16 protein-coding genes are annotated in these 18,311 nt (G+C 63.7%); 5 read left to right on the plus strand and 11 right to left on the minus strand.

The window, feature by feature from the left end:
• Positions 1-63: 63 nt before the first annotated feature.
• Positions 64-834, minus strand: coding sequence for an SDR family NAD(P)-dependent oxidoreductase (locus ACIQTS_RS05455; protein WP_402471899.1), 771 nt, complete (start codon positions 832-834; stop codon positions 64-66).
• An 89-nt stretch (positions 835-923) separates the two neighbouring features.
• Between ACIQTS_RS05455 and ACIQTS_RS05460 the strand changes: the two genes are divergently transcribed.
• Positions 924-1,511, plus strand: coding sequence for a TetR family transcriptional regulator (locus tag ACIQTS_RS05460; protein ID WP_402471901.1), 588 nt, complete (start codon positions 924-926; stop codon positions 1,509-1,511).
• A 13-nt stretch (positions 1,512-1,524) separates the two neighbouring features.
• Here the strand turns inward: ACIQTS_RS05460 and ACIQTS_RS05465 are convergent, their stop codons facing one another.
• On the minus strand, positions 1,525-2,121 hold the full coding sequence (locus tag ACIQTS_RS05465) for a TetR family transcriptional regulator (protein ID WP_181148784.1): 597 nt from the start codon (positions 2,119-2,121) through the stop codon (positions 1,525-1,527).
• A gap of 193 nt (positions 2,122-2,314) precedes the next feature.
• Between ACIQTS_RS05465 and ACIQTS_RS05470 the strand changes: the two genes are divergently transcribed.
• Both ACIQTS_RS05470 and ACIQTS_RS05475 read left to right on the plus strand, forming a co-directional pair.
• On the plus strand, positions 2,315-3,343 hold the full coding sequence (locus ACIQTS_RS05470) for an aldo/keto reductase (RefSeq protein WP_402471903.1): 1,029 nt from the start codon (positions 2,315-2,317) through the stop codon (positions 3,341-3,343).
• A gap of 75 nt (positions 3,344-3,418) precedes the next feature.
• Positions 3,419-4,213, plus strand: a complete 795-nt coding sequence (locus ACIQTS_RS05475) for a carbon-nitrogen hydrolase family protein (protein ID WP_402471905.1) — start codon at positions 3,419-3,421, stop codon at positions 4,211-4,213.
• 403 nt (positions 4,214-4,616) lie between these two features.
• Here the strand turns inward: ACIQTS_RS05475 and ACIQTS_RS05480 are convergent, their stop codons facing one another.
• Together ACIQTS_RS05480 and ACIQTS_RS05485 are read right to left on the minus strand one after the other, a co-directional pair.
• On the minus strand, positions 4,617-5,978 hold the full coding sequence (locus ACIQTS_RS05480) for an APC family permease (RefSeq protein WP_365945704.1): 1,362 nt from the start codon (positions 5,976-5,978) through the stop codon (positions 4,617-4,619).
• 345 nt (positions 5,979-6,323) lie between these two features.
• Positions 6,324-6,989 (minus strand): TetR family transcriptional regulator, encoded by a 666-nt coding sequence (locus ACIQTS_RS05485; RefSeq protein ID WP_402471908.1) that lies wholly within the window; start codon positions 6,987-6,989, stop codon positions 6,324-6,326.
• A gap of 110 nt (positions 6,990-7,099) precedes the next feature.
• Here ACIQTS_RS05485 and ACIQTS_RS05490 point away from each other — a divergent pair, with 110 nt between their 5' ends.
• Together ACIQTS_RS05490 and ACIQTS_RS05495 are read left to right on the plus strand one after the other, a co-directional pair.
• Positions 7,100-8,743 carry an amidohydrolase gene (locus ACIQTS_RS05490; protein ID WP_402471910.1) on the plus strand — a complete coding sequence of 548 codons (1,644 nt, stop codon included), beginning with the start codon at positions 7,100-7,102 and terminating at the stop codon, positions 8,741-8,743.
• 106 nt (positions 8,744-8,849) lie between these two features.
• Positions 8,850-9,878: a Gfo/Idh/MocA family protein gene (locus ACIQTS_RS05495; protein WP_402471913.1), complete on the plus strand. Its 1,029-nt coding sequence runs from the start codon at positions 8,850-8,852 to the stop codon at positions 9,876-9,878.
• Positions 9,879-9,911: 33 nt separating this feature from the next.
• Here the strand turns inward: ACIQTS_RS05495 and galE are convergent, their stop codons facing one another.
• The 7 genes from galE to chvE all read right to left on the minus strand — a co-directional run bounded on the left by galE (position 9,912) and on the right by chvE (position 18,247).
• A complete protein-coding gene (galE, locus tag ACIQTS_RS05500) occupies positions 9,912-10,874 on the minus strand; it encodes a UDP-glucose 4-epimerase GalE (RefSeq protein ID WP_402471915.1) in 963 nt (320 codons plus the stop codon).
• Positions 10,871-12,067 (minus strand): galactokinase, encoded by a 1,197-nt coding sequence (galK, locus tag ACIQTS_RS05505; protein ID WP_402471918.1) that lies wholly within the window; start codon positions 12,065-12,067, stop codon positions 10,871-10,873. The genes galE and galK overlap by 4 nt, the downstream gene beginning before the upstream one ends.
• Positions 12,064-13,173, minus strand: coding sequence for a galactose-1-phosphate uridylyltransferase (gene galT / locus ACIQTS_RS05510; protein WP_332594576.1), 1,110 nt, complete (start codon positions 13,171-13,173; stop codon positions 12,064-12,066). The genes galK and galT overlap by 4 nt, the downstream gene beginning before the upstream one ends.
• Positions 13,174-13,228: 55 nt before the next feature.
• Complete coding sequence (locus ACIQTS_RS05515; RefSeq protein ID WP_402471920.1) at positions 13,229-14,173, minus strand: aldose 1-epimerase family protein; 945 nt, start codon at positions 14,171-14,173, stop codon at positions 13,229-13,231.
• A gap of 94 nt (positions 14,174-14,267) precedes the next feature.
• Entirely contained in the window at positions 14,268-15,449 is a 1,182-nt protein-coding gene (gene mmsB / locus ACIQTS_RS05520) for a multiple monosaccharide ABC transporter permease (RefSeq protein WP_105656523.1), read from the minus strand.
• Positions 15,446-16,984 carry a multiple monosaccharide ABC transporter ATP-binding protein gene (gene mmsA, locus ACIQTS_RS05525; protein ID WP_105656524.1) on the minus strand — a complete coding sequence of 513 codons (1,539 nt, stop codon included), beginning with the start codon at positions 16,982-16,984 and terminating at the stop codon, positions 15,446-15,448. The genes mmsB and mmsA overlap by 4 nt, the downstream gene beginning before the upstream one ends.
• Positions 16,985-17,077: 93 nt before the next feature.
• Positions 17,078-18,247: a multiple monosaccharide ABC transporter substrate-binding protein gene (chvE, locus tag ACIQTS_RS05530; RefSeq protein WP_332502731.1), complete on the minus strand. Its 1,170-nt coding sequence runs from the start codon at positions 18,245-18,247 to the stop codon at positions 17,078-17,080.
• Between the last annotated feature and the right edge of the window lie 64 nt (positions 18,248-18,311).

The following is an 18,311-nucleotide window of genomic DNA, read 5'->3' on the forward strand; positions in this document are numbered from 1 at the left end:
GTGCACCCCGGCCGATGGCCGTTCCACCTGCTGGCAGGGAAACTCGTCTCCAGGCAGGCCTTGCTAGATGGCGCTCCAGCCGGTATCCGAAGCCAGGACCACGCCGTTGATGTTGGTGCTGTCCTCGCTGAGCAGGAAGGTGATCGAGGCGGCGAGCTGGCTTGCGGTAGCCATGCCCGGGATGATGCCCATCAGCGGAGGGATTACCTGCTGGGCGAATTCGGAGGCCATTGGAGCCTCGATATTGGTCTGCACTGCACCCGGTGCCACTGCGTTGAAACGCAGCCCCTTCTTGCCGTACATGACAGCCGAGTTCTTGGTCATGCCGATGACCGCGTGCTTCGAGGCGGTGTATGCGACGCCGGCGGCCGAGCCGCGCAGGCCAGCTTCCGAAGCCACATTGACCACGTTGCCCTGGCCGGCCTCGAGCATCAGCGGGACCACCGAACGGGTCAGCTTCAGAACGGAATTGACGTTCACATTCATGACCCGTTCCCAGGTCGAGTCCTCGATCTCGTGGATCGGCTCGAACTTGTCCATAATGCCGGCGACGTTGGCCAGCGCATCGATCCGCCCTTCGCCAGCTGCCACTACCTGGTCCACTACCACTTGGTCGGTGATGTCGCCGGCCACGACGGCAAAGTCCAGATCCGGGTTCTCGGCAACAAGCTCATCGAGCCGTTCGCGGCTGATGTCCGCGGCGATCACCTTGCCGCCTTCCTTGGCCACGCGCAGCGCGGTGGCCTTGCCGATGCCCGAACCGGCGCCAGTGACCACCACTGTCTTGCCGGCAAAACGTTCTGCGGTGACCTTTTCCTGCCATGCGTTTTCCATGCCCATAACCGTTCCTTCTGGTTGCCGATGAATTGGTAGTTTCATATTATGACACACTGTGTCTTAACTCAATGGGCCATAATTGGGATATGCCTGACACCCAAGATTCCGTTGCCACGCACCTGCCTGGGCGCCCGCAGTCCATTGATCCCGACTCCGTGGCCCGCACCGCCCTGGCGCTCTTTGCCAAGCATGGCTATGGCGAAGTTTCGATGGCGCAAATTGCCGAAGAAGCGGGAATCGGACGCAAGAGCCTCTATCGCTATTTCGCTTCCAAGGCTGATTTGGTGTGGGGCGGCCTGCTGGAAGCTTCGGCCATTTCAGACGGCGCCTTCGCCTCGGCGAAGCAGGAGGGCCACGACCTGGTGGGTGCCATGCACGCTGCTGCGGTGGCAGCTTTCGATTCGCTGCCGGATCCGGAGGTCACGCGAGGACGCTTGCGGCTTATCGCGGACCAGCCCGAGCTCCTGGCCCAGGCGTCGATGCGGATGGGCAAGGACAACGAGCGGGTGCTGCGGCATTTCTCGGAAGGCGGGGTCAGCGCGCAGGCGGCGCCCTATCTGGCGCTGGCATTCGGCACGGTGACTTTTGCAGCATGGATCAGCTGGGCGCAATCTGCTGACCCCAGCCCGGAACCGTACTTGGCCGAGGCGATCAAGGTGCTTCGCTTGCCGTAGCCTGTAGCGGTTGCTAGCGCTTCTCCGCCCAGTTGTCATCGATCATGGCGGCGAAGTCGAAGGCTTCGTCGAGGATCTCGCGAAGTGTACTGCCCGCCGTCCCAACCCAACGGGTCAGTGCATGGTCGTAAAGGGCCAGACCCAGCAACGCGGCGGTTTCAGCCAGCCGCTGGTTCGCGCAAAACGGCGACAGCGCCTGGGCCAGCGCTACCTGCTGCTCTCGCCGGGATTCCTGCCAGCTGGCCCGGAGCGCAGGGGTGCTCCTGACCAGCTCAATGCGGCCCTGCATCGCCACCGGATCCTGCTCAGCGAATACTACTGCCGATTCAAAGCTGCGGCGCAAAAGCTCCAGCAAGCTCTCGCCCGGATGCGAAGACATGGAGCTGGCCATGTCGGAGAAGTGCGCGGTCATGGAACGCAACGCAGTAACTACCGCGTCCTCTTTTGACGAGAAGTACCGGAAGAACGTGGCACGGGATATTCCGATTGCCTGGGCTGCCTGCTGGGCGGTGACGTTCTCCATGCCGCGTTCGGCGAACACGGCATAAACCTGTTCCGCCAACTCGACTTTCATCTTTTCGCGCACTCGATCGCGAACCACGCTTCCCATGGCAAGAATTTTACTCTGAGATTCAAGGGCAGAAGTGAGACACAGTCTCTTGATGCTGGTCATTGCCACTTTAGCTACGGTGTGTCGTTTCGCTCGCGGTTCACGGAACTCAATAAATCACGGAACATGATGACCGCTGAATCCTGCTTCGCTAGGCTCAAGAAGAGAGAAACTGACTACTCGAAGGACCACCATGGCACAGCAGATCGCAAACAGCATCGACCTCGGCCAGGGGTTGGAAGCCACCTCGCAGGGTTTTGGTTGCATGTCCCTGAGCGGGCCCTACGGATCGGCCGACGATGCCGAATCCCTGCGCACCTTGAACCATGTTCTTGATCGCGGCGTCACGTTCCTGGATACCGCAAACATCTACGGCGAAGGGCACAACGAAACCCTGCTCTCGCAGGTGCTCAAAACCCGTCGCGGCGAAGTCACCCTGGCAACCAAGGCGGGCATCGTGCGTCCGAAGAATCCGGGAGACCCACGCGCTAATGGCGACCCGGACTTCATCAAGAAATGCATGGATGCGAGCCTGCAGCGGCTGGGCGTAGACCACGTTGACCTGTACTACTACCACCGGGTGGATTCCCGGGTGCCAATCGAGGAGACTGTCGGAGCCTACAAGGAGCTAGTCGAAGCAGGGAAGGCCCGGCACATCGGCTTGTCCGAAGTGACTTCCGAGGAGCTGCGCCGAGCCCACAAGGTGCATCCAATTTCCGCGATCCAGATGGAGTACTCGATTTTCAGCCGGGACATCGAAAGATGGCTCTTGCCAGCCGCCAGTGAACTCGGCGTGGCCCTGGTGACCTACGCGTCGCTGGGTCGCGGGTACTTCACCGGGGAAGTTGATTCCCTGCAGCAGCTTGAAGCCAACGACATCCGCCATAACTTCCCGCGCTTCGAAGCGGCCCGCATGCAGCACAACCATCCATTGCGGCAAGTCATCGCGGAGGTGGCCCAGCGCGAAGGTGTTTCAACCGCCCAGGTGTCACTGGCGTGGGTTTATGAAAAAGCACGCGCATTCAATGTGGCCGTCTCCCCGATTCCGGGGACCCGCTTCAGCGCGCACTTCGAGGATAATCTGGGGGCGCTGGATGTCCGCTTGTCCCTGGAATCAATGTCGCAGCTGGATGCCTTGGCTGCCCAGGTGGACGGTGAGCGCCAAAAGGACGTGATGTCGGTGTCCAAGGGCCGTGAAGAGGTGCAGATGGCCCGGATGTAGCTTCGCTGATCGCTACTGCGTAGAGTCGTGAAGGTAGCGCATAGCCAGCAGCTGGCAGCAGGAAAGGACTATCCCATGAGAATCGCTTTGGCGCAGGTTCTGAGCACCGCTGATCCGCAGCGCAATCTGGTAACAGTGCGCGATCATGCGCGCCGGGCAAAGGAAGCCGGCGCCACGCTGGTGGTCTTCCCCGAGGCCATGCAGGTTTCCTTCGGCCACGATCTCGCCAAGTACGCGCAACCCCTGGATGGGCCCTGGGCTACACTGATCCGCCAGCAGGCACGGGATATAGGCATCACCATTGCCGTGGGCATGTTCACCCCTGGGGAAGGCGGCCGGGTACGCAACACCTTGCTGGTCGCCGGTGAAGGCGTAGATACCCACTATGACAAGATCCACCTCTACGATGCCTTCGGCTATGCCGAGTCGGACTCGGTGACGCCCGGAACTTCTCCGGTGCAGTTCGAGCACGAGGGAACGACGATCGGCTTGGCCACCTGCTACGACTTGCGGTTCCCGCGCTTGTTCACCCGCCATGCGAAGGCTGGTGCAGCGGTCAACATCGTCAGCGCTTCGTGGGGCCAGGGCGAGAGCAAGGCCGAGCAGTGGACCACCCTTGCGCAGGCCCGCGCCTTGGACGCGACGACGTTCGTGGTGGCAGTGGACCAGGCTGATCCTGAAAGCATTGGACGCAAGATCACCGGTACCGCGCCTTTGGGCGTCGGGCACTCGGTGGTGGTTGATCCGCTAGGACGCATTATTGCCCGGGCCGGTGCGGAACCCGAGCTGCTGGTAGTCGATCTGGATCTCAGCCAGGTCGAGGCCGCTCGCAAGCAGCTGCCGGTGCTGGCCAACGCGGTCGACCTGTAGCCAAACGGTTGGCTCAGCCGTTGAGGCTTGCCAGCCAGCCCATCGCTGGCGCCGGCGGCGAGGATGGGATCCCGGATAGCACTGCGCGCTTCCAGCAGGACCCTTGAGGGGATGTGCTCGCCCAATCCGAGTTTCCGCCCGTGCGCTTTTCGATGCCAGGGATATCCCGCTGGATCTAGTCGCGAATTCAGCGAAAGCGCGGCAGAAGCGTAGCGGTGTTGCGGTCGCCGGATGAATCGCCAGCACTACTCGCAGCCCGCCTGCCGGCCTGCCCATCGTGGCCCGAACGCCGCCCTTGGCGGTGACGAGGATGCACACTGATTCACCGAGGATGCCCTGGGGCCGCATACCGCTATCCCCCGGATGCTAATGAACGGTGAACGGGTTTTTCACAGCAGCGGTACTATTCGGCAAGATCCAGCATCGGTGCTTTGCGCTTGAATCCGCCAGTCACGTAGGCGAGATACACCAGGCCCAGCCCGATCCAGGCCAAACCGATCACCAGCGAGAGACCGCTGAGGCTTGTCCATAGCCAAATTGTCAGGGCCAGGCCAATCAACGGCAGCACCAAGTAGTTGATCGTAGCCCCCATTCCGCGCTGGCGGTGGGCTAAGAAGAAGTACTTGATTACGGCGAGGTTCACTGCAGAGAAGGCGACAAGGGCGCCGAAGCTGATCATCGCGGAGACGATTTCCAGGCTCGCGAACAGGGCGGTCAGCGAAATCAGTGAAACGATGATGATTACGAACGTCGGGGTCTTGAAACGGGGGTGCAGGTACCCGAAGACCCGTCGGGGAAGCACGCCGTCGCGTCCCATGCTGTAGAGGATTCGCGACACCGATGCCTGCGAGACAAGCGCCGATCCCATTGCGCCGCAGATGAATCCAGCGGTGAAGAAGATAGAGAGGAATTGGCCGCCCGCTGTGAAGACCACATCAATGGAGGCCGAATCCGCGTTCGCGAATTCATGGCTCGGGTAAACCAGATGCGAGACGTAGGCCAGGGCCACGAATAGGAAGCCGCAGATCAAAGTCGTCAGCAAGATGGCGCGCGGCAAATCGCGCTTCGGATTGCGGGCTTCCTCGGCGAATGTCGTGATCGAGTCGAAGCCGAGGAAGGAGAGGCAGAGGATCGCAGCGCCCGCGGCCAGTGGAGCGAATCCGCCCGCCTCCCCGGAACCGCGCAATGGGGCAAAGAGGTCAACGGTGGCCTGCCCGCGGAGGTAGGCAATGGAGAAGCCGACGAACAGGATGATGAACAGGAACTGGAAGCCGATAATCACGATGTTCGTTCTGGCCACAGAGACAATGCCGATGACATTAAGGACTGTCACCAGCACCATCCCAGCCAACATGAAGGCCCAGGGCGGAATCACCGGGAAGAACTCGTTGAGGTAGATCCCCAAGAGCAGATAGTTGATCATGGGCAGGAAGAGGTAATCAAGCAGGAGCGCCCAGCCGGCCATGAAACCGATATTCGACCCGAAAGAGCGCTGGGTGTAAACGTAGGCAGATCCGCCTACCGGGAAAGCCTGCGACATCAAGCCGTACGATCGTGCCGTGAAAAGCATCGCGACCAAGGTGATCGCGTAGGCTACCGGAAGCCGGCCACCGGTAATTTCGGTGACAATGCCGTAGGTGCTGAAGATGGTCAGCGGCACCATGTACACCATGCCGAAAAGCACCAGGTTAGGCAGTCCGAGCACCCTGTTCATCTGCGCGGGCGCTTCCGCTGCGCTTCGCACGCCTTGCTGTACCTGCTTCATCGCGGCTCCTTCTGTGCAATTGCCCCGTCGCCACTCCATGACGAGTCGGACGTTCCAGGGCGTCCGTACTCACTGCCCCAAATAATGAATATCGTTCACTTAATGTAGTGACATGGCTCACCGATAACAAGGGGGACCTACCCTCAAGGCGCTGTTTCCGGCAGGTAAACCGGGTCGAATATTGGCCGCGGAACCCACACGGGCAAGGCTGATCACCTGCATGACTTGGAGCTTGTTGATGAAGGCAAGCGGTGGGGGCCTCCCGCTTCAGGAGGGCCGGCGGATCAAAATAAATTTATATTATTAATTTCGGGGAAACATCCGTCTGCAGAAATCAGCACGTCGCTAGGACTGGGAGACTTCCCGCTCGACCGCGGAAATGATCGCCCGGAGCCCGAACTCAAATGATTGGTAGCTGACGCTGGTACGAGCCTGCCGCGCATAGGCCTCTCCCAATTCCATCACTTCGCCGTGGCTGCTGCGCACAGTTCCCCGGTCGTCTGCAGGCACGGTGGCAACATGAGCCCCCGGGGCGACGATATCCAAGGCAGCCCCGACAATCAGCGACTCGATCGCCACCATGACCATGAGAATGCGAGGCACGGCCACACCGGCCCGGCGCAGGATACGCCCCATTTCCTCATAGATGACACCGGATTCCGATTCCTCGGAAATGGGCGTGGCGACAATCAGTTCCACTGCCGCGGGAACGCGGAGCAGCGCTTCGCGAAAGAGCACTGCGAAATGGAACAGCGCTTCGGTCCACGGCAAATCGGCCAGCATGTTCCGCTCAATGGATCTCACCATGTCGCGGCGCATCAGGTTCACCAGGTGCTGGCGGTTGTCCACGTGGTTGTAGAGCGCAGGCGTGCGCACGCCCAGGGAGCGCGCCAGGCGCCCCATGGAGAACTCCACCGGACCGATTTCTTCGAGCAGGGCAAAGGCCGCATCGACAATGCCCTGCTGGGTCAGGATCGGCGTGGCCGGCCGGCCGGCGACTCTTTGCGACATGCGAACCATCCTCGTTGTGGGTTAATCCGCTTCCATCCAACCATGGACAGCTGACTCAGCTCCGTTTAGACTCAAAAATAATTAATGCCATTAATTTGAGGAGTCGAACGATGACCGGTCCGCAGACGGTGCTTTATGCTAGGACCATCTACACGCTGGCCCAAGAACACCCTGCCAGCGCTTTGGGGATCACCGATGGCCGCATCTCGCATGTGGGCACCAAGGAGCAGGCCCAAGGGTGGATCGCAGACGGAACCGCGGTCATCGACTACGGCGAAGCCGCGATTACCCCGGGGCTCGTCGATGCGCACATTCATCCGGTCTTCGGGCAGTCAGTGGCCCGAGGCGTCTTCCTCGGCGACGCCAGGACACTCGATGAGGCCAAACGGCTCATCGCAGGGCATGCGCAGGCCGGTGCGCCCGGCGATGTGGTACTCGGCCATGGCCTGAACGTGGCGATCTTCGGCACCGCGGAGCCCAGCGGGCAGTTCCTCGACGAAGCCGCCCCGGGGCGGCCCAGCTACGCCACCTGCTTCGATGCGCATTCAGCCGTGGCCTCTTCGGCCATGCTCCAGCTAGCAGACATCGACGGCAGTGAGAGTTTCGCCGACGGCTCCAGCGTCGTAGTGGACTCCGATGGCCGACCCACCGGCTTCCTCCGGGAATTCGAGGCCATGGCACTAGCCGAAAAGGTCCTGCCGGTGCTGGGCATCGACGACAAGGTGGAAGCAGTCTACCGGCTGCTGCGGGACATGGCGGCCAGCGGGCTGACCGGCGGGGAAATGCTGGATCTGGCCGATCCTGATTCATTGGAGATTTTCCGGCGCCTGGAGCTGCGCGGCGAATTGCCGATCAAGCTGCGCATCGCCCCGTGGATCATGGCCAGCGATCCGGCAGAAACCCTCGACCAGGTCATCGCGCTGCAGGGAGAACGCGGACGCCGCTGGCAGGTGCGCGGCGCCAAGCTGATGATCGACGGGACGGTGGACAACGGCACCGCCTGGCTCTACGAGCCGGACATCGAAGGCGAATCCACCGAATCCCTCTACCGGGATCCAAGCCGCTATGTGGCCAATCTGCGCGCCCTTGCGCAGGCCGGCGTGACAACCACGACCCATGCCATCGGCGACCAGGGCATCGGCTTCGTCATTTCCGCCATTGCATCGCTGCCCTACAATGGGCTGCGCCACCGGATCGAGCATCTGGAAGAACTCAACGACGAGGATTTCTCCCGGCTTAAGGCTTCCGGGGCCACCATCAGCATGCAGCCCACGCATTGCACACATTTCGTCCGCGCCGACGGATCGGATGCCTGGTCCCGGAGGCTTGGCCAGCATCGCGCCAGCTTCGCCTACCGCCTGCGTGATGTCAAGGATGCCGGCATGGTGCTCGCGCTGGGCTCCGACTGGCCCATCGCTCCTTTCGACCCGCGGCTGATCATGGCAGACGCGCAGACCCGCAGGCGCACCGAAGTGCCCGGCAGCGACAGCGTGCAGCCACGCCATCGCCTGTCGGCTCGCGAAGCCCTGGAAGGCTACACCGTGAACGTCTACGAAAGCACCGGGTCCACTGGCGGCCGCTTGGAAGCCGGGATGCCCGCGGACCTGACGATCTTCGCTGCAGATCCGCTGGCCGCAGCCCCCGAGGAGCTTTGCACCCTGGAGGTGCTTGGCACCTATGTCGATGGCAAGCTGGTGGATTTGGGAGCCGGTCTTGGGGCGGCCGACGCGGAGCCGGCGAGCGCGCGCCGGTAGTGGGCAAGCGCCTGCTGCCACGTTGCTGGGATAGCTCTTCCACTCGGACAAATGTCCACATAGGGTAGAAGTAGCCATCTGACTTTACCTGCCATCGGAGCCTTCAGTGCCACTCGCCTTACCCGAATCCACGCTGCCCCATCCCTCCTCGGCTCCTGCGCTGAATTGGGGCATCCTCGGGCCGGGGTGGATCGCTTCGCAGTTTGCCGCATCGCTGAACGATTTGACCGCCAGCCGGCTCGCAGCAGTCGGCTCGCGCACCTTGGCCCGATCCGAGCAGTTCGCACGCACCTACGGAGACACCGGGACCCGGGCCTTCGGCTCCTATGCCGAGGTGCTCGAGGACCCTGGGGTGGATGTCGTCTACATCGCCGTCCCGCACAGCGGCCACGCAGAACTTGCGCTCGAGGCGATCGCGGCGGGCAAGCATGTCCTGGTGGAGAAGCCAATGAGCCTGGACGCCGGGCAAACTTCCCGGATCATCGAGGCGGCCAAGGCTGCCGGAGTTTTCGCCATGGAAGCCATGTGGTCACGATTCCTGCCCATCGGCAATGTGGTTGCACAGGTCGTCAAGTCCGGCATCCTGGGGCAGATCATCACCGTCCAGGCTGATTTCGGCGCCAAGTTCGAGGTCGACTACGACTCGCGCATCTACGACCCGGCGCTCGGCGGCGGGGCCCTGCTGGATGTCGGCGTCTACCCTATTGCCTTTAGCGCCATGGTCTCCCCTGCCAAGCAGCTCCTGCACGCTTCGGGACGGATGGCCAAAACCGGGGTTGACGCTACCTTCACCGCGGTGCTTTCCAATGAAGACGGTTCCACGGCAACGGTCTTCAGCAGCATCGAAACCGATTCGCCGCAGGGCGCATGGATTGCCGGCACGCAGGGCACCTTGGAACTCCAGCGCCCGATTTGCTGCGGTTCCGGGCTGGTGCTGCGCAGTGCCGACGGCAAGATCGCCGACAGCCGCGAGTTCACGGAAACCTCGCCTACTGCCGGTTTGGGCTGGGAAGCGGCCCACGTGGCCCAGTGCATTGCCCAGGGCCTGGCCGAATCCCCGGTCATGCCGCTGGCTGAATCGCTGGCGATTGCGCAGACCATGGATCAGATCGCGGCCACGCTGCGCACCAGCTAGTTTCCCAGGCCGCTGCGCTTCAGCTTGGTGCGGTCAGCCGCGCTGGGCCGAGGCCTTCCAGGCGCTGTGGACCATCTGCTGCAGGCTATGGCGCATCTGCCAATCAAGGTCGCGGGCGGCCAGCTTCCCGTCGGCGACAATGCGCGCCGGGTCGCCCGGGCGGCGCGCTTCTTCCACCGCGGTGAAACCGATGCCGGTGGCCTTCGCTACCGCATCCATGATCTGGCGCACCGAGACGCCATCGCCGGAGCCCAAATTGTAGACCGGCTCCAATACCTCGCCGGCTTCCAGTTTCCTGGCCGCCTCCACGTGCGCCAGCGCCAGGTCGGCGACGTGCACGTAGTCGCGCACGCAGGTGCCGTCCTCGGTGTCGTAGTCGGTGCCGAAGATCTTCGGCGTCTTTCCGGCATTCAGCGCCTGGAACACCAGCGGGAACAGGTTGTGCGGGCTGGCATCGTAGAGTTCTTCGCTGCCCGAGCCGACCACGTTGAAGTAGCGCAGCGAGGTGTGCTTCAGCCCGGTAGCCACCGCCTGGTCGCGGATCAGCCATTCCCCCACGAGCTTGCTCTGTCCGTACGGGGATTCGGGGAAGGTGCCGGTGGATTCGGTCACCACATCTTCGTCCGGGGTGCCGTAGACGGCTGCCGAGGAGGAGAAGACCATGTTGTGCACGCGGGAGGCCGCCATGGCTTCGAGCAGGTGCGCGGTGCCGGTGACATTCTGCTCGAAGGCCAGCAGCGGGTGCTTCACCGATTCGCCGGCATACTTGTAGCCGGCCAGGTGGATGACCCCGGTGACCTCGTGGCGCTTCATGATTTCCACGAGCTTTTCGGTCTGCAGGATGTTCAGCTGGTAGAACGGCACCTGTTCGGGAACGAAGCCGTGCACCCCGCTGGACATCGAGTCCACGACGACCGGCTCAAGGCCTGCCGCGGACAGCGAACGCACCACGTGGGATCCGATATATCCGGCTCCGCCGGTCACTAGCCAACTCATGCCCGGCCTGCTCCTTCGTCTGCAATTACGGTGAAAATGGCCGGCTCGACATAGCCGGCCTGGTCAAAGGCTTCGCGGACGGCCTGGCTGACCGGTTCGATCTGCTCGCGCTTGATCAGGGCAATGGCGCTGCCGCCAAAACCGCCACCGGTCATCCGAGCTCCGATCGCTCCGGCCGCCATGGCCGCTTCCACGGCCGCGTCCAGTTCCTCGCTGGAAATCTCGTAGTCGTCGCGCATGGATTCGTGCGACTGGCAGAGCAGCTTGCCCACCGCGGGCAGGTCGCCTTCGCGTAGCGCCAGGACGGTATCCAGGACGCGGCGGTTCTCGGTCACGATGTGCTTGGCGCGGCGCTTGGCTACCGGGTCCCCGATGGCCTCCAGTTCTTCGACGCTGTGCACCTCGCGCAGCGATGCTACCTCCAGCACCGCGGCGGCCTGCTCGCAGCTGGTGCGGCGGGCGGCGTAGCCGCCATCCACGTGCGAATGCTCTACGCGGGTGTCCATGACCAGGACCACCGCGTCATGCTGCGCCAGCGGCAGCGGCACGGATTGGGATTCCATCGAACGGCAATCCAGGAACAGCGCATGCTGGGCATGGGACATCAGCGAGGCGCTCTGGTCCATGATCCCGGTCGGAGCACCCACGAATTCGTTCTCGGCACGCTGGGTCAGCTGGGCCATCTGCACCTTGGACAGGCCCAGGCCGTAGAGATCGTCCAGCGCCACGATGGTCGCCACTTCCAGGGCATGCGAAGAGGACAAGCCCGAGCCCACCGGGACATCGGAGTCCAGCATCAGCTCCAGCCCGCCAATCTGCACGCCATCGAGCTGGCTCAGCGCCCACAGCACGGCGGCCGGGTAGGCGGCCCAGCCGGGCACCGCGCGGGGCACCAGCTCATCGAGGGTAATGGAGGTGACCGGCGGTTCGCCGCCCGCCCCGTAGGTGGAGGCGAAATCCAGCACCTGGCTGCCCGGCTCCAGCTGCGACTTGCGGCGCACGGCCACCAGCGCGTTCTTGTCGATGGCGAAGGGCAGCACATAGCCCATGTTGTAGTCGGTGTGCTCGCCGATCAGGTTCACCCGTCCCGGGGCCCGCCAGATGCCTTCCGGGTGGTGGCCGTAGGCCTTGGTGAACTTCTCGCGCAGGGCGTTGACGCGCGCCGCGGTTTCCTTCGTTCCACTGCGGCTCATGGCATGACCTCGCGCAGCCGTGCCGCAGTCTGCTCGGCCGGGACGTCGTTGATGAAGGCGCCCATGGCAGCTTCCGATCCGGCCAGGAACTTCAATTTGTCAGCGGCCCGGCGCGGGCTGGTCAGCTGCAGGTGCAGCCGTGAGGCCTTGCGGGCCCCGGGCTCCAGCGGAGCCTGGTGCCAGGCGGCGATGTACGGGGTGGGCGTCGGGTACAGCGCGTCGAATCCGCGCAGCAGGTCCCGGTACATCACGGCCAGCTCGGCTTTTTCGTCCGCATTGAGCGCGGCGAAGTCCGGCACGTGGCGGTGCGGCACCAGGTGCGCTTCCAGCGGCCAGCGGGCCGCGTAGGGCACGAACACGGAGAAGTGCTCGCCCTCGGCGACCATGCGCGTGCCCTCCTTGCGCTCGAAGTCCAGGATGTCACCCATCAGGGTGCGCCCGGTTTTCTCCAGGTGCGCGATGCCCTGGCCGGCCATCTTGGCGGCGGTTGGCGCGAGGTACGGGTAGGCGTAGATCTGCCCATGCGGGTGGTGCAGGGTCACGCCGATATCCTGGCCGCGGTTCTCGAACACGAACACCTGCGCAATGCCCTCCATGGCGGACAGGGCGGCGGTGCGCTGCGCCCAGGCCTCGATGACGGTGCGCGCCCGGGTATCATCCAGCGATGCGAAGGAACCGGTGTGCTCGGGGGTGAACACCACGACCTCGCAGCGCCCGTAGGCCGGGGCCGGCTGCTGCACCGGTGCGGCCGCCGGAATCCGGCCCAGCGCCGGGCCCAGGGACGGGAAGCGGTTCTCGAAAACCACCACGTTGAAGTCCTCGGCAGGGATTTCGCTCTGCCGCCCGTGGACGCTGGGGCACAGCGGGCATTCTTCCTTGGGCGGGAGGTAGGTGCGCGACTGGCGGTGGGCCGCTACGGCCACCCAGTCCCCGGTCAGCCGGTCGTAGCGCAGTTCGCCAGGCTCCCCGCGCGGATCCAGCGGCCGGGTGTCGGCCACCGGTTCGGGCACGGCGGCATTGGCGTCGGCGAAGAAGATCGCCTCGCGGCCATCGGCCAGGTGATGGACCCGGTGGGTCGGTTCATGTGCTGCGGAGCCCTGCGGCATTGCAATCTCTCCAGTTGACTCGTGGTGGTTCCAAAGGTGGGTGGCGCCTGGGGTGCTAGCGCGGCTGGACCGGGCCGATCAGCCAGCTGGCTTCGTGGCTGGCGCCCGGTGCCAGGGCGATGACGTCCTGGCCGGAGTTGTAGCCGCCCGGCGGGCAGGTCATCGGCTCAATGGCCAGGCCGGTGCGGTCCAGGGCCGGATCATCGCGGTCGGCGGTGTGTATCTGGACCCACGGGCAGGCTTCGTCCCAGGTGATGTGCGATCCGACGCCCCCGGCGTCGGTGATCTCCGCGCGGAAAGAACCGTCCGCGCGGGCAGCCAGGCCAGTGTAGGCATGGTCGATGAAGAGCTCCCCGATGGGCTTCGGGGTGCGGAAATCCAGCTCGGTGCCGGCGGCCTGAACCGTGTCGCGCGGCAGCAGGCGCGAGCCTTCGGTCAGCTGCACCTTGCCAGCTGGCAGGGTGAAGGTCCATTCATCCGCCTTCTTGCCCGGGGCGACCAGGTAGGCGTGCGAACCCCAGCCGAAGGGCGCGGTGCCCGTCCCGAGGTTGGTGGCGGCAGCGACGGTGCGCAGCCCGCCGGCCTCCAGCCGGTAGCCGATCACCAGCTGCACCTCGTACGGATAGCCGGCGCTCGGGGCGATGACGGTGCGCAGCTGGGCGAAGTCGGCACGGTGCTCGATGATCTCGAAGCCGGTATCGATCACCAGGCCGTGCAGGGCATGGCCGCGCTCCGGCTCGGTGATCGGCAGCTGCAGCTCTTGGCCTTCCCAGCTGTAGGCCCCGTCGATCACCCGGTTGGGCCACGGGGCCAGGATGGCGCCCGCGAAAACCGGGCGCGGCCCGTGCGGGTCGAAAGCGCGCACCAGCGGGCGGGAGCCGTACTGGAGGGAAACCAGGGTGGCGCCCACCGTGGCCACTTGCGCGGTAAAGCCATGGGCTTGCAGCGTCAGCACCGTTCCATTGGCGGTGTCCTTCAGGGGCAGTGCGAGGCGGTCCATGTCTTCTTCCTTCTTGCTGGGCCATCAAAAACGTCGGGCACGCATGGGCCCTCCCGCAATCGCGTGCGGGAGGGCCCATGGCACCAACGGCAGGCTAGTTGCCAGCGCCCGCGCGGCGCTTGTTGTAGATGTCGAAGGCGACTGCCAGAAGCAGCACAACGCCCTTGACGATCTGCTGGGTGGAGGCGCCCACGCCCATCAGCTGCATGCCGTTGGAGAGCACCGCCATCACCAGGCCGCCGACGATCGCGCCGGTCACCCGGCCCACGCCGCCGGTGGTCGAAGCGCCGCCGATGAAGCAGGCCGCAATGGCGTCCAGCTCGAACATGTTGCCGGCACCCGGCTGGGCGCCGTTGGAACGCGAAGAGAAGACCACGCCGGCCACGCCCGAAAGCAGGCCCATGTTGATGAAGATCCACATGTTGATCTTCTTCACGTTCACGCCCGAAAGCTTCGCGGCGGACAGGTTGCCGCCGATGGCGTAGACGTGGCGGCCGAAAACGGTCTTGGTGGTCAGCACGTGGTAGCCCAGGATCAGGGCAGCCAGGATGATCAGCACGATCGGCATGCCGCGGCTGGTGGCGATCTGCCAGAAGAACCAGAGGATGATGATGCCCGAGATGATGTTCTTGGCCAGGAACATGGCCATGGATTCAACGCTCTGGCCGTACTTGGCGCGTCCAGCGCGGTTGCGCCACTGCGAAACGAACAGTCCGGCCACGGCGATCACGCCGATGATCACGGTGAACAGGTCGAATCCGTTGCCGCCCAGCAGCCCGTTGAGGAAGCCGCCGGCGATCTGGCCGTATTCGCCGGGGAACGGCGAGAGCGACACGTTGCTCAGCACTTCGTAGGTCAGGCCGCGGAAGAGCAGCATGCCGGCCAGGGTCACGATGAACGCGGGAATGCCCACGTACGCCACCCAGAAGCCCTGCCACAGGCCGCACAGGGCGCCCACGGCGATGCCGGCGAGCATGCCGACCCACCAGGGCAGATCCCCCTTGATGACAATGACCGCGGAGACCGCACCGGTCAGCGCCACGAGGGAGCCGACCGACAGGTCGATGTGCCCGGCGACGATCACCAGGATCATGCCCAGGGCGAGGATCAGCACGTAGGAGTACTGCAAGATGATGTTGGTGATGTTGATCGGGCTGAGCAGCAGCCCGTTGGTCAGGATGGTGAACAGCACCACGATGAGCACGAAGGCAATGTAAATGCCCGAGGTGCGCAGGTTCTTGGTGAAGATATCCTTCAGCTCGCTTGTGATGGTCATCGGGTGCTTTCCTTCTCGATGGTCATGAGTTCCATGAGGCGTTCCTGGGTGGCTTCGCTGCTGGGCAGCTGGCCGGTCATTCGGCCGTAGGCCAGGGTGTAGATGCGGTCGCAGATGCCCAAGAGCTCTGGCAGTTCGGAGGAGATCACCAGCACGGCCTTGCCGGCAGCCGCCAGCTCGTTGATGATGGTGTAGATCTCGTATTTGGCGCCGACGTCGATGCCGCGGGTGGGCTCGTCGAGGATCAGCAGCTCGGGTGCGGTGTGCAGCCATTTGCCCAGCACGACCTTCTGCTGGTTGCCGCCCGAGAGGTTCCCGACCTTCGCCATCACGTTCGGGGTCTTGATGCGCATGGACTTGCGATAGTGCTCGGCAATCTGGATCTCCTTGTTGCCGTCCACGAAGCCCTTGGAGGAGATCTTGTCCAGGCCGGCCGCGGTGGTGTTCACGCGGATGTCCTCGATCAGGTTCAGCCCGAACTTCTTGCGGTCCTCGGAAACGTAGGCGATGCCGGCCTTGATGGCCTTGCCCACGGTGGAGGTGTCCACCGGCTTGCCGTCCATCTTGACCGTGCCGGTGATGTTCCGGCCATAGCTGTGGCCGAAGATGCTCATCGCCAATTCGGTGCGCCCGGCGCCCATCAGTCCTGCAATGCCGACGATTTCGCCGGCGCGGACCTCCAGGTTGGCGCCTTCCACCACGGTGCGGTCCTGCTGGACCGGGTGCTGGACCGACCAGTCCTGGACCTCGAAGACCACGTCGCCGATCTGCGGTACGCGTTCCGGGTAGCGGGAGGACAGTTCGCGGCCCACCATGCCTCGGATGATGCGGTTCTGGTTGGACTCGGGATCGGCCATGTCCAGCGCCTCGATGGACTGGCCATCGCGGATGATCGTGGTGGTGTTGGCAATGTCCTCGATCTCGCCGAGCTTGTGCGAAATGATGATCGAGGTGATGCCCTGTTCGCGCAGTCCGCGCAGCAGGTTCAGCAGGTGCTCGGAGTCGTCGTCATTCAGCGCGGCGGTCGGTTCGTCAAGGATCAGCAGCTTGACGTTCTTGCTCAGCGCCTTGGCGATTTCCACCAGCTGCTGCTTGCCCACGCCCAGCTGGCCTACCGGGGTGACCGGCAGTTCGTCCAGGCCCACGCGGGCCAGCAGGTCCGCGGCGCGGTGGTTGGTCTCGTTCCAGTCGATGAAGCCTCCGCGCGCGGTTTCGTTGCCGAGGAAGATGTTCTCGGCCACCGACAGGTACGGCACCAGCGCCAGCTCCTGGTGGATGATCACGATGCCCTGGGCTTCGGAGTCCTTGATGTTCGAGGCCTTGAGCTCTTCGCCTTCGAAAATGATCTGGCCCTCGTAGCTGCCGTGCGGGTAGACCCCGGAGAGCACCTTCATGAGGGTGGATTTTCCGGCGCCGTTCTCTCCGCAGATAGCGTGGATTTCGCCCTTGCTAACCGAAAGGTTGACGCCGTCCAGCGCCTTGACTCCGGGAAAAGTCTTGGTGATGTCCTGCATGTGCAGGATCGTGGTGTCCATAGTGCAGACGTCCTTGGTGTGTGCTGTGAGCGGTGCATCCGGTGGGCGGGAGGGCGGCTTGCCCTCCCGCCCACCGGATTGCGGCCTGGGAGACTACTTGGTCTGGCCGGCCTTGACTTCCTCGGCCGTGTAGTACTCGGAGTCGACCAGCAGGGAGGTGATGTTGTCCTTGACGACGATGTCCGAATCCAGCAGGTAGGAAGGAACAACCTTCTTGCCGTTGTCGTAGGTTTCGGTGTCATTGGCTTCCGGCTCGCCGCCGCCTGCGTAGGACTTCACTGCCTCGACAGCCTGGGTAGCCAGCTTGCGGGTGTCCTTGAAGATGGTTGCGTACTGCACGCCATCGTCGATCAGCTTCACCGAAGCGATTTCTGCATCCTGGCCCGAGATGATCGGCAGGCCGGCCTCGATGGTCTTGCCGTAGCCGGCGTTGGACAGTGCGGTGATGATGCCGCGGGAGATGCCGTCGAATGGCGAGAGGATGCCGTCGATCTTGGTCTTGCCGCCCTGGTAGTGGGCGGTGATCAGGTCTTCCATGCGCGACTGGGCTTCTTCCTGGCTCCAGCGCAGGGTAGCTGCCTGCTCGATCTTGGTCTGCCCGGACTTGACCGTCAGGGTGCCGTCATCCAGGTAGGGCTTGAGGGTATCCATGGCGCCCTTCCAGAAGAAGTGCGCGTTGTTGTCGTCGATCGAACCGGCGAAGAGCTCGACGTTGAACTTGCCCTCCTTGCTGGTGCGCTTGCCTTCCTCATCGGCCAGGCCCATGCCGGTCAGCAGCGAGGTTGCCTGCTGGACGCCGACGTTGTAGTTGTCGAAGGTGACGTAGAAGTCGACGTTCTCGGTGCCGTTGATCAAGCGGTCGTAGGAGATGATCGGGATGTCCTGGTCCGCTGCGGCCTGCAGCTGGGTGGACAGCGCGGTGCCGTCGATGGAGGCGACTACCAGGATGTCGCTGCCCTTGGTGATCATCTGGTCGATCTGCTGCTGCTGGGTGGGGATGTCGTCATTCGCGAACTGCAGGTCGACTTCGAAGCCAGCGGCTTCCAGCTGGGACTTGACGGCTTCGCCGTCGGCAATCCAGCGCTCGGAAGTCTCGGTTGGCATTGCCACGCCCACCTGGATGTCCTCAGGTGCAGTCGACTCGCCTTCGCCGGCTCCTGCTCCGCCGCCAGCGCCACCGCCGCTGCACGCTGCCAATGCGCCGACCAGTGCCAGCGATCCCATGGTCGCCGCGGCCTTGCGGGTCCAATTATTCCATGCCATCTTTTCCTCCTTGAAAGGTTGCCATATCTGCGAGTGAGACTGGACTCACACTATGTTAGCGCTA

This window comes from Glutamicibacter sp. NPDC090743, from assembly GCF_044769125.1.
In the GTDB taxonomy this organism is placed as follows: Bacteria; Actinomycetota; Actinomycetes; order Actinomycetales; family Micrococcaceae; genus Glutamicibacter.